General features: G+C 36.3%; 6 protein-coding genes. 4 read left to right on the forward strand and 2 right to left on the reverse strand.

Annotation, left to right across the window (positions count from 1 at the left end):
* The first annotated feature begins 130 nt into the window (after window positions 1-130).
* The 4 genes from ACM55G_RS07420 to ACM55G_RS07435 all read left to right on the forward strand — a co-directional run bounded on the left by ACM55G_RS07420 (window position 131) and on the right by ACM55G_RS07435 (window position 8,206).
* A complete protein-coding gene (locus ACM55G_RS07420) occupies window positions 131-2,470 on the forward strand; it encodes a glycoside hydrolase family 2 TIM barrel-domain containing protein (RefSeq protein ID WP_416843264.1) in 2,340 nt (779 codons plus the stop codon).
* 318 nt (window positions 2,471-2,788) lie between these two features.
* Entirely contained in the window at window positions 2,789-4,009 is a 1,221-nt protein-coding gene (locus ACM55G_RS07425) for a family 43 glycosylhydrolase (protein WP_416843265.1), read from the forward strand.
* Between the two features lie 363 nt (window positions 4,010-4,372).
* Window positions 4,373-5,701: a rhamnogalacturonidase gene (locus ACM55G_RS07430; protein WP_416843266.1), complete on the forward strand. Its 1,329-nt coding sequence runs from the start codon at window positions 4,373-4,375 to the stop codon at window positions 5,699-5,701.
* Window positions 5,702-5,737: 36 nt separating this feature from the next.
* The gene (locus tag ACM55G_RS07435; RefSeq protein WP_416843268.1) at window positions 5,738-8,206 is read left to right on the forward strand and encodes a glycosyl hydrolase 115 family protein; all 2,469 of its coding nucleotides are present in this window, start codon (window positions 5,738-5,740) and stop codon (window positions 8,204-8,206) included.
* A 249-nt stretch (window positions 8,207-8,455) separates the two neighbouring features.
* On the opposite strand, the gene ACM55G_RS07440 is transcribed toward ACM55G_RS07435, so the two are convergent.
* Complete coding sequence (locus tag ACM55G_RS07440) at window positions 8,456-9,964, reverse strand: rhamnogalacturonan acetylesterase (RefSeq protein WP_416843269.1); 1,509 nt, start codon at window positions 9,962-9,964, stop codon at window positions 8,456-8,458.
* Between the two features lie 29 nt (window positions 9,965-9,993).
* On the reverse strand, window positions 9,994-12,849 hold the full coding sequence (locus ACM55G_RS07445; RefSeq protein WP_416843270.1) for a glycoside hydrolase family 2 protein: 2,856 nt from the start codon (window positions 12,847-12,849) through the stop codon (window positions 9,994-9,996).
* Between the last annotated feature and the right edge of the window lie 22 nt (window positions 12,850-12,871).

The following is a 12,871-nucleotide window of genomic DNA, read 5'->3' on the forward strand; positions in this document are numbered from 1 at the left end:
CAAAATCTGCGTATTCTGCGTAACAAAATTTTCACGCCAATTACACAGCTGCTAAAATTGAAAAATAAAAGAGTACTAATTCTAAAAAGCGAATATTCTGGAGAAATTTACCCAATTCAAAAATAAAAAAATGAACTATTTTAAAATGAAAAATTCACCATTTACCTTCTTATTGTTTTTTTTGGCTTTAGCTACAAACGGTTTTTCGCAAGCACGCAAAATAACTAATTTTGATAGTGACTGGCACTTTATAAAAGGAGAAGTCCCAGGTGCAGAAAAACTTTTATTTGATGATGCGCAATGGAGAAAATTAAATGTACCTCATGATTGGAGCATTGAAGGAACTTATGATAGAGACAATACATCAGGCCGTGGCGGTGGCTATTTGCCAACAGGAATTGGATGGTATCGCAAAACATTTGAAATGAATACCGCTGATGCGAAAAAAATAGCTACCATAGAATTTGATGGAATCATGGCGAATAGTGACGTATGGATAAATGGTAAACATTTAGGAAAACGCCCTTACGGCTACACTAGCTTTACTTATGACCTTACTCCATATTTAAACTTTAATAAGCCTAACGTTATCGCGGTGAGGGCTGATAATTCAATTCAACCTGCTTCCCGTTATTATACTGGTGCAGGTATTTATCGTCACGTTCGTTTAGTTTCGGTCAACGCAACTCATTTTAAACATTGGGGAACATTTATTACAACTCCAATTGCAACAATCACTAAAGGTATAGTAAATCTAAAGGTTGAAATTGAAAACAAAGGAATTACAGGCGATTACAAATTGCAAATTGATATTGTTGACAATAAAGGAAAAGTAGTGAAAACTGCCGAAATCCTAAAAAACATTGCAGCAAATGCAACAGCTTTGTTTTCACAAGACATTGAAATCGCGAATCCAAAATTATGGGGGCTTGACGAACCTAATTTATACACGGCTACCACTAAATTATATACTGGAAAAACGCTTATCGACAATCAAACCATTCCATTTGGAATTAAAAAATCAGAATTTATTGCCGAATCCGGGTTTTGGTTAAATGGTAAAAATTTAAAACTAAAAGGAGTTTGTTTGCATCACGATGGTGGAGCTGTTGGTGCAGCAGTACCTTTGGGCGTATGGAAAGAACGATTCAAAAAATTAAAAGAAGTGGGAGTAAATGCCATCCGTACTTCACACAATCCTGTTGCTCCAGAGTTTCTTGATTTGTGTGACCAAATGGGATTTGTAGTGATGGACGAAACTTTTGACACATGGAATTCTGCCAAGCATAATGGCGAAAAAGGTTATAATTTATATTTTACAAATTGGTGGGAACAAGACACAAAAGACATTATTTTGAGAGATAGAAATCATCCCTCCATCGTTATTTACAGTATTGGAAATGAAGTGCATGATGATTTAAGTTATCCAGAAGGGTACAAAAAGTATAAAATGCAGGAAGACGTGGTAAAGAAATATGATGATACCAGACCTGTAACCATGGCGCTGTTCAGACCTGCAAATTCTAAAGTGTATCTTAGCGGTTTTGCAGAACAGATGGATGTTGTAGGGCAAAATTATCGTGAAAATGAATTAATCGCTGCGCATGAGGCACACCCAAACTGGAAAGTATTAGGTACCGAAAACACACATGTCCTTAATCAATGGCTTGCGTTACGTGATAAACCGTATATGGCAGGTCAATTTCTATGGACGGGTTATGATTATTTAGGAGAAGCCGATTGGCCGTCAACAACAAACAACCAAGGCCTATTTGACAGAGCCGGAAATTGGAAACAACAATCCTTGCAGAGAGACAGCTGGTGGTCTCCTGAGCCTGTGGTACACATTGTAAGAAAATCTGAAAATGCCGGAGCAGGAAATTGGACTGCCGATTGGACACCAAACGATTTTGACACCTATGATAATGCAAAAGTTCAGGTTTATAGCAATTGTGATGAAGTAGAACTTTTTCTTAACGAAAAATCATTAGGATCAGTAAAGAAACCAGCTGATGATTCACCAAGAGAATGGAATGTCACTTTTGAAGAAGGAACCATAAAGGCAATTGGAAAAAACAATGGTAAAATTGTAACTCAAGAAGCATTTACCTCTGCCGGAAAACCATCTAAAATTATACTTACTAAAAGCAATCCAACGCTCGCAAACAATTGGGATGATGTCTCTTTTATCACGGCAACTATTGTGGATGATAAGGGAATAAGATGTCCGAATGCAGATAACCTGATCAAATTTACCATCACAAATTCTGGTAAAATTATAGGAGTTGACAATGGCAATATCATTAGTCATGAAGCCTACCAAGCTTCTGAAAGAAGTGCATACAGCGGGAAAGCAATCGCCATCATTAAAGCAACTCAAGATGCTGGTACAATTGAGATAAAAGCTAGTGCAGAAGGACTTGAAAAAGGTTCAATAGCCATAGAGATCGTTCCTGAAAAAAGAAACTAATGCCACACCTAAAAATGACTCAAAAGTAGTGTTTACATTATGAATACTATCAATAAAAAAGGCAGCACTTCAATTGAAAATGCTGCCTTTTTTATGTTTTAAAGGGAAGTGTCTGTTACTGTAATAACTGATTTTTAAGTCCTAATCTTCATGGTTACCGTTTGAAAACGACGACGACGAATGAGTAAAACCGGAAAAAGTAATATGTTTCATACCCTCTAATACTCCTATTATTTTTACAGGTAATTATACCGATAGTACAGGATGCAGTAAAAATCAGAATAGAATATATTTGATTATTAAATATAAATTCTCAATATGTTCAGAAATAGTTATGCCGTTTTCAGTCACTTAAGTAAAAAAATAGTATGTATTATCTTTTTAATTAACACTTCTGTTTTATTGGCCCAACTACCCGGAAAAACGGATGCCATCTATTCTGGAATACCTTGGTTTGACCAGAACGGAAATATTGTGAGTGCCCACGGTGCCAATATTATCAAGGACAAGGGTAAATTCTATCTTTTTGGTGAAGCCCATAGTGATACTAGCAATGCTTTTGCTGGATTTAATTGCTACTCCTCAAAAGATCTTTATAATTGGAAATTTGAGAAAACAGCACTTCCTGTGCAAAATTCGGGTAAGTTAGGTCCCAACCGCGTTGGCGAAAGGGTTAAAGTAATGAAAAACCCTAAAACTAAAGAATACATTATGTTTATGCATGCTGATTCGCTTACTTATAAGGATCAGTTTGTGGGCTATGCTACTTCAAAAACAATTAAAGGTCCTTATGAATTTAAAGGCCCGTTGTTTTTTAATGATAAACCTATAAAAAAATGGGATATGGGAGTATTCCAAGATAAAGATGGCGCTGGGTATATCCTTATTCATGGTGGTGAAATTTATAAATTGAGCGACGATTACAAATCGGTTGTTGAGCAAATAAATAATAATATGACCACTGGATTTGAATCCCCTACTATCTTTAATAAAGACGGTATTTATTATTTAATCGGTTCAAATCTCACCAGTTGGGAACGCAATGATAATTACTATTACACCTCAAATTCCATCAAAGGACCATGGATATCAAGAGGACTTATTGCTCCGGAAAGTACATTAACCTGGAATTCACAATCAACTTTCGTATTGCCTATTGAAGGAACAAAAGGCACTACCTATATGTTTATGGGAGACCGCTGGTCTTTTCCTAAACAGGCCTCATCGGCAACTTATGTTTGGCAACCTCTTTTAATATCAGAAACGTCAGTATCCATGCCTACTTATCAGGAAGTATGGCAAATCAATACTGCAACCGGACTTGCAACGCCGTTGGAAACCATTGATAAAATCCTAGATAATACGGACAAGCAAATTCAATATATTGGAAAATGGAACCATCTCAATGATGAAGGTGTACGGTCTGAATGTAAATCAGACGACAAAGAGGCCTCTTTTTCAATCAAATTCAATGGAAGCCGAATTGCTTTATACAGTTATGTTGGTAGAAAACAATTACGCTCGAGTGGAATTATCTAACAAAAAAGGACGTACGATATTAAAATCAAAGATTGACATGTATAGCAAGTCATCCCTGTCAACACACGTATTCAGATCTCCAATTTTAAGTAACGATACCTACACATTAACCGTATATGTAACGGGTGAAAGATCAAATTGGTCCGACAAAAGAAAAACAAATTATGGCAGTACCGGAAACTTGATTTCTGTTGATAAAATAATAATAAACTAGATAAAAGGAGTCTCGGCTAGCGCTACATAGTGCTTTCTAAATATAATATTGCTACGGATATTGTGTTGTAATGTACCGAAAAGACTAATTGAAACGTGAATAAGAGTAAAAATAAATAATAATAACTTAATACAATAAAAAAGAACATAATGAGAAATATTTTTAGATTGTTAATTTGCCTTATCGGATTTTCGCAAATTACATTTTCGCAAAAAAACAATAATGACACCTTTCCTGATGGAACAGTAATCCCAAATTGGTTTAAAGATTATACTAAAATTGAATTAAAAAATTTAGGTAAAAAATATTGTATTACGGATTATGGTGTAAGTAAGGATAGTACAAAAATTCAAACACTTGCTATACAGAAGATTATTGATAAGGCTTCAGCAAATGGTGGAGGAGTGATCATCATACCTAAAGGAGTTTTTTTGAGTGGAGCTTTGTTTTTTAAACCTAAAACGAGTTTGTATATTTCTGATAAAGCTACTTTGAAAGGATCGGATAATATTTCGGATTATCCAATTATGCCTTCACGAATGGAAGGTCAGAATTTAGATTACTTTCCTGCTTTAGTAAACGCCTATGGAGTTGATGGTTTCTCCATTTCAGGTAAAGGAACACTAAACGGTAATGGTTCAAAGTATTGGGAAGCATTTTGGGCAAGACGTAAAGTAAATCCAAAATGTACCAACCTAGAAGTTTCAAGACCAAGGTTAGTATTTGTTTGGAATTCTAATAATGTGCAACTTCAAGATGTAAAATTGATTAATTCAGGGTTTTGGACCAATCATTTTTATAAATGTAATAATGTGAAAATAATAGATGTTTATATTTTTTCTCCACACATAGAAGCTAAAGCCCCAAGTACAGACGCCATTGATCTAGATATTTGTTCGAATGTTCTTATAAAAGGCTGTTATATGTCTGTAAATGATGATGCTATAGCCTTAAAAGGAGGAAAAGGACCTTATGCAGATCAGGATGAAAATAATGGTCCAAATGCTAATATTATTATTGAAGATTGTCATTTTGGATTTTGTCATTCGGCGTTAACAAACGGAAGCGAGTCAATTCATAACAGAAATGTGATCATGCGTAATTGCCAAATTGATGGAGCTTCAAGATTATTATGGCTTAAAATGAGACCTGATACGCCTCAAAGATATGAGTTTATTAGGGTTGAAAATATAAAAGGAGAGGCTAAAACGTGTCTTGCTGTTTTTGCTTGGAAACAATTTTTTGATTTAAAAGGACGTCCAGATGTTCCCTTATCATACGGAGATAATATTACGCTAAAGAATATTGATCTTAAATGCGATACTTTTTATGGAGTAGAGAATGATCCTAACGTTCGTTTATCCAATTTTACCTTTGAAAATTTGAATATTGAAGCCACTAATGCAGCCATTGACAAAAGCCTAATAAAAGGAGTAACTTTTAAAAATGTTTGCGTAAATAAGGAATTAATCAAATAAATCTTAAAATAGATTATACAACTCTAACTGATTGAAATGAAAAAAAACGTCCTTATTTTTTCCCTAATACTATTGTGTTTTTTTGATGTAAAATCGTATAGTCAGAATATAGGTATGACGGATTATCCAATTGCTAATTCGAATCAAGTTGCGACTATTTATATTGCTAAGGATACTGATTCTTTAATTGTTTGGGCTATTAACGAATTGGCTGATGACGTTAAAGGGATAACAGGCACACGACCTACTATTGTTCAAACCACGGCTTTTTCTAAAAAAGGAATATACATTGGTCAATCAAGGAGTCTTTTATTTCAATCAAAAGCAATACAAAAAGAACTATCTGGTCAATGGGAGAAATTTTGTATCAAAAAAGAAAAAGATAATCTTCTGGTAGTAGGAAGTGATGTCAGAGGAACAGTATTTGCAATTTTTGAAATGGCGGAACGTCTGGGTATTTCTCCATGGAAATGGTGGGCAGATGTTCATCCCATAAAAAAAGAAACAGTGTCACTAAAACTGCCTATAAATGGCATTATTTCATCACCATCCGTACAATATCGGGGTATTTTCTTAAATGATGAAGATTGGGGATTACAGCCTTGGGCAGCCAAAACTTTTGAAACTGAAACAAAAGATATTGGGCCTAAAACGTATGAAAAAATATTTCAATTGCTATTGCGGTTGAAATCCAATACCATTTGGCCAGCCATGCATCCATCTACAAAAGGTTTTTTTACGATTGCCGGAAATAAAGAAATGGCACAAAAGTATCATATCATTATAGGTTCTTCCCATGCTGAACCCATGTTGAGAAATAATGTTGATGAATGGAAGCCCAAAATTCATGGGGATTATAATTATTTTACCAATAAAACCCAAGTGGACAAATATTGGCAAGATCGATTAGATGAATTAAAATCTGCTCAAAACGAAACGATCATGACTTTAGGAATGAGAGGCGTACACGACAGTAAAATGGAAGGGGCAAAAGATTTACAGGAGTCTGTCACGATGGTGGAAAAGATAATTGGTGTGCAGCGCAACATGCTATCCAATACTTTTAAAAAACCTTTAAAGGACATTCCTCAAGCATTTGTACCCTACAAAGAAGTATTGGAAATGTATGACAACGGACTTAAAATTCCTGAAGACATCACTTTAGTCTGGCCTGATGATAATTATGGGTACATTAGACGCTTAAGCAATACGGAAGAGCAAAAAAGACCCGGAGGCGGTGGCGTTTATTACCATGTAAGCTATTGGGGAAGGCCTCACGATTACCTTTGGCTAAGTACCACGCAACCTGGTTTAATATGGTATGAAATGAAAAAAGCCTATGAAAATGGCGCCAAAAAAATGTGGATCGTCAATGTGGGCGATATCAAACCAGCCGAGTATGATATGGAATTTTTTCTGGATATGGCTTGGGATATCAACAGCATCAAATCAGATGGGATTAATCACTATTTAAAAAACTGGATTTCACGGGAATTCACTCCAACGATAGAAAAAGAATTGAGTTTTATTTTTAAAGAATATTACCGATTGGCTCTGCTTAGAAAACCGGAATATATGGGTTGGAGCCAAACAGAACCAACAACCCCTGTTAAATTTTCTGATTTTTCAACCGAAGAATCGCTTCGAAGAATTCAATCCTACGAAAATTTAATACGTAAAGTGGATAGCTTGTCTGCTTTTGTTCCTGAAGAAAGAAAAGATGCCTGGTTTCAATTGGTTACTTATCCCATAAAAGGAGCAGCTTATATGAATCATAAGTTTTTATATTGGAATTTGGCGGCTGCTACAACCGATGTGAAAAAGAAGGGTGAGTATGATCATTTATCCACTGAGGCCTACGAAAAAATAGTACAACTTACGGCATTCTATAATACGGAATTGAGTAACGGAAAATGGAATCAGATGATGTCCATGCGTCCAAGAAATTTACCTGTTTTTGACGCTGTAAAAAAGAATACACTTACTAAAGAAGCGCCACTCAAACCGAATTCCAATCGAATTTATATTCAGGCGAACGAGTTTGTTACCAATAAAGCCGCTAAAAATTACCAGTGGAAAAGTATTAATGGTTTCGGATACAGCAATAATGCGGTTACTTTGTTTCCATTCAACCAAACTTATTTTAAAAACGATAAGCCCTCGATTTCGTATGAATTTGAAGTGACTGCTACCGGTGATTATGAAGTAGAGGTACGTTTACTTCCCACACATGCCAATAATTTTGACCATGAAATTGGGATACAAATCGATGGTAACAATATACAATCTTTTTTAATTAACACAAAAGATAGGGACAAGACTTGGAAAGACAACACATTGCGAAATAGTGCTGTGGTTAAACTCCCTGTTGCTATCACAAACAAGGGAAAACATACGATTACGATATCAGTCAATCAAACCGGAATTGTTTTAGATCAATTGGCTGTTTATCCTTTTGACCAAGGAAGCTCTTATGAAATACCAGCCTATAAAGAAGAAAAATAAATGCTTTTAAGGATAAAAAAATACCCTCCCAAAATCAGATTTTGGGAGGGTATTTTTATTTACAGGAATGAACCATCTTGAAAAAAAATACGCAAAAAATGGCGTTTTAAAACAAAACAATGTGAAAATTATTAGTCAGTTGTCATATATTGTGTCGCCTTTTTATTTATTGATGTTTGCTTGCGCAAACTTGTTGTTCGTGACGATTTCATAAATATCCAAGGGATTTTTAAAATAGTGTTGACGAGATTATTTCGCCGGAATCTCAATATACTCTTTTAGTGCACATTCTTTTATTTTTTTGATGCTTTCGGCTGCGGTAAGTGCGTTAAGATTTGCACCTTCAAAACCAGTATGGGTGCGGTCCTTTGGGAAAAATGCTTTCACTTTTTCTTTGCCCAAAGCTTCGTATTTCAAGGCTACTATTTCGTTTAAATCGATATAAAAGGCCCCCGCATTTGTTGCCGCTATTTTCGACCATCCGCCATAAGTATCAGCTCTGCGTTCTACTTTCTCATTCGGCCATTCGTTTCTTGGAGTTTGGCTCAAAACAATTGGAATAGCTCCTTTTGCTTTGGCTTCTTTAATAAATGTTTCTATATACTTTCCAAAAGTATGCACCGTTTCGGTTAAACTGTCCCGAACCACTTCTTGGGTTTCATTGCCGTTTCCTTTAAGTGAACCCCTGAATTTTTCTTTGTCAACTGGCCCGGCATCGTTATGACCAAATTGTATCATTACAAAATCTCCTGGCTTTAATTGATTTTTTACAGCATCCCATAATCCTTCTTTGGTAAAGGTGCGAGTACTTCTTCCACCACGAGCTTTATTGATAACTTCGATTCTTGTGGTGTCGCAATAAGCAGGAAAAGCAACTCCCCAACCCACAGCATTAGGATTGTTACCATTATCCGCCATTGTCGAATCGCCAATTAGATAGACTTTTTTCTTTACAGGAAGTATAATTTTCGGATTTTCTAAAATATATTTTTTTAATGAATTGTCACTTTTTTTCAATTCATTGATAATTACTGAAGCAGAAAGTACCGCTCCTTTTGCCGAGGTATGGGTATGATCTCGCTTATAGAAATAGTTTCCGGTTACTTTTGCTTCACCTAATTTTTCCATTTCGATGGACATCATATCGTTTAATTCGATAAAAGTAACTTTTTCCTGCTCTGCAATTTGTTTGGCCCATAATCCATAGGATTTATTATTTCGAGGCACTTTTCCTTCCTTCCAATCGTTTCTTGGAATCGAAGAACAAATGATAGGAATAGCACCTTTAGACTTAGCATCTTTAACTATCTTTCGGATATACCAACCGTAGCTGTGCACTATTTCGTGTTTCTTGGTCAGCATGTTGTCTATTTCCTCTGTTTCTTCACCAATCCCTTTGATCGTGCCTCTGGCTCTGGAATCATCATTTAAAGGTCCGTCATCATTGTGTCCAAATTGAATTAGTACATAATCGCCTTTTTTAAGTTTTTTACATACTGCTTTCCATAAGCCTTTGTCCTGAAAAGTTCGGCTGCTGGTTCCTCCTAAAGCATGGTTTTCCAGCTTAACTTTTGAAGTGTCCAAAAATTGGCCTATGTAATCTCCCCAACCCCAAAGTCCACCAGAGCCATCGCCTCTACCATTTTTTACAGTTGAATCGCCCACCGTGTAAACAGTAGGTTTGTTTTTTTGCTTTTCCGTAAAATTAAATAACAAAAATGCTAAACAGAGCACAGAAAGTATTTTAATCAATTTCATGTTTTTAAGGTATAAATTTTATTTTTCAGTTAATGTCTAAAATCGAACCAAAGATTCATTGAAATCCCGTCATCGCCGCTTTTGATACGGATATTGGTTGGTTGACTTTCCGGCCCTTGGTGCTCCAAAGATTTGAAATCTCTCATTGCTGGAATTTCATACATAAAGGAGATATCGCCTTCTGGAAAAGCTGGCTGAGGGTTGCTACCCGGAAAACCATTCTTTGGTAAATCTGGAGTAAACAAGCGTAAAAATACATTTTCAGATTCGCTAAACACTTTAAATGATGACGCTCCAGCTTTTAGGTTTGCCCCCAATAAATTAGCGTGGTATCCTTTGAATTCTGGATAAATCAAATTTTCAAAGCTTTCACCTGTAATGGTCGTATTATAATCTTTCTCCCAAAACCCATACGTGGTTCCTTTGATTCTGTTTTTCCAAACATGGTAAGGCCCTCTTCCGAACCATTTGATACCGGTTACCCCTTTTTCAGGGAAACTGAAGGTGATTCCGAAAGCACTAATTTTATCTTCAAAAGCGGCACCATCAAATCCACCATTGTTTTCTGAATTTTTCAACGCAACCAATTCCATTTTGAATCTTCCATCGGCTTCCATAATCCATTTTATAGACGACAAACCACCAACATAGGATACTTTACAAACCGCTTTGTCCCCTTCTTGCGAAACCTGCATGTCTTTTAGTTTCGCTTTCATTCCGATGGGACGAGGACCATTAGTCAATGGAATTACTGAAGTACCGTTTTTCACGCTCAGGATTTCTCCTGTAGTTTTATCTAAAGTAACACTGACATCGCTACCTTTTAAAGTAACTTCATTTCCACTTTGGGTTGCTGCAGCTTTTGTTTTAGTTTCTTTAGCTACTAAAAACTTGGCTGCATAAAATTTAGCTTTATGAATAGGCCAGGTCCAGGTATAAATTTCTTTTCCGTGGATGTCATTCGCCGTTATGGACAAAACATCCCCTTCGAAAAAGTTGTCAGGAATGGCAAATTTTATCTTGCGAGTTTCTCCAGGTTCAATGCTTGGAATTTCCATTTTACCGGAACTAATTGTTGTTGGAACCGCATCGGTATAAAGAATATTGGTATCCGATTTGAGTACTTTGTATTCCATTTTGCAGGAAGTGAGATTACTGAAAAGATAGTCATTGGTAACCAAAAATGCGCCATCAAAACTTTCGGTAATTTGTTTTGGCGCAAATTGAATAGGTGCCCAAACTTCTTTTACGGTGTAATAGCTTCCTTCTTTTTCGCGATGAGGTCCTAAAATTCCGTCTGCCGCCAAAGAACCTTTGGAGTCAAATTTCGCTTCTCCTTTCCAATCCGAACGAAAAACAGCTTCGTCGAGCATTGCCCACATAAATCCTCCGGCAAACAAAGGGCTGTGTTTGTAACGCGTCCAGAAATCTTCCAGTGCTGCTCCGTGTCCGTTGTCGTAGGTACCGTGCATGAATTCCGTTGGGAAAAACACATTTTCACCACTATTAAAACGGTGCATACCTGTTAAATAAGTAGGGTAGTGGTGTGTATCCCAACCGTTAAAATCAGCCCATGGGTGAATCACAATTCTTTTTTGGGGATCGTTGTCTTGAAAAACTTTGTCCACATTATAATTCCAACCGCCTTCGTTACCATTATCCCAAATAATTACCGATGGGTGGTTGACATCGCGAACTACGGTTTCGGTTACTAATTTAGTGCCTAATTTGGTGTCATACGAATTTTGCCAACCTGCCAATTCGTTCAGGACAAAAATCCCTAACGAATCGCAAACTTCTAAGAAATGTTCGTCTGGCGGATAGTGACCACGCACGGCATTCATGTTCATGTCTTTCAATAAATTCCCGTCCAAAACGCTGATGCGCTTGCTGGTACTACGTCCGCCTTCCGGCCAAAAGGAATGGCGGTTGATTCCTTTCATTATAATTTTGGTGCCGTTTACGTAAATTCCGTCTTTCTTTTTGAACTCCAAAGTTCGGAAACCAATTCTTTTTTCCACTTTATGAATGGCGGTTCCGTTTTGTTTCAAGACCAGTTCCAAGTCGTACAAGTTTGGGGCTTCCGTATTCCAAGGTTTTACGTTTTTCCATTGGGCTGCAATGGTTTCTTTGATGCTTTTGGCTTTTATTGGAAAGGAAAAAGTTTCGAATTTCGTGCCATCCAAACCTTTTAAAGTCGCTTCGACAGTGGCATTTTTACCAATATTTTTAAGATTCATGTCGACAGTGATTGAACCATCCATTTTTGGATTTACGGCAATATGCTGAATTTGTGTTTTTGGAGAGATTTCTAACCAAACCGGACGATAAATGCCGCCAAACAACCACCAATCGGTTTTGCGTTCGGCTGCATTTACGGAGTTGTTACTCGAATGTTTCCATACGTGAACTTCCAGAATATTTTTTGCACCAAACTTTAATAAAGACGTAATATCATACTTGAATTCATAAAACCCCCCTTGATGAATTTCTCCGGCTAATTTTCCGTTTACTTTTACCTCCGTATCCGTCATGGCTCCGCCAAAAGCAATAAGAATATTTTTGCCTTTGTAATTTGCAGCAACTTCAAATTCATATTTATAAAGACCTTCTTCTTTACTAGGTTCTTTTTGATTTAATTCTTTGTACCATCTCCCATACGTATATTCGCCAAATCCTTCTAATTCCCATTGAGAAGGAACATTAATTTTAGACCAAGTCTTGCTGTTATTTCCAGCGGTACAATAAAAATCCCATTGTACAGGATGTTCAAAATCTTTTCCGGAAAGAAATATTTTATCGGTTTGTTGGGCAAAACTATTCAGTGCATAAAAAGTTGTAAGCGCAGCAATAGCAATAAATTGCAAGTTTTTTTTAAGTAACATAATTAGGTTTTTCAAAAGAGAT

It is taken from the genome of Flavobacterium algoriphilum (genome assembly GCF_048158655.1).
GTDB classification, from domain to species: Bacteria; Bacteroidota; Bacteroidia; order Flavobacteriales; family Flavobacteriaceae; genus Flavobacterium; species Flavobacterium algoriphilum.

Coding starts and splice junctions, on each gene's coding strand:
- ACM55G_RS07445 (WP_416843270.1), bottom strand. CDS start 12,849: ATGTTACTTAAAAAAAACTTGCAATTTATTGCTATTGCTGCGCTTACA.
- ACM55G_RS07440 (WP_416843269.1), bottom strand. CDS start 9,964: ATGAAATTGATTAAAATACTTTCTGTGCTCTGTTTAGCATTTTTGTTA.
- ACM55G_RS07430 (WP_416843266.1), top strand. CDS start 4,373: ATGAGAAATATTTTTAGATTGTTAATTTGCCTTATCGGATTTTCGCAA.
- ACM55G_RS07435 (WP_416843268.1), top strand. CDS start 5,738: ATGAAAAAAAACGTCCTTATTTTTTCCCTAATACTATTGTGTTTTTTT.
- ACM55G_RS07420 (WP_416843264.1), top strand. CDS start 131: ATGAACTATTTTAAAATGAAAAATTCACCATTTACCTTCTTATTGTTT.
- ACM55G_RS07425 (WP_416843265.1), top strand. CDS start 2,789: ATGTTCAGAAATAGTTATGCCGTTTTCAGTCACTTAAGTAAAAAAATA.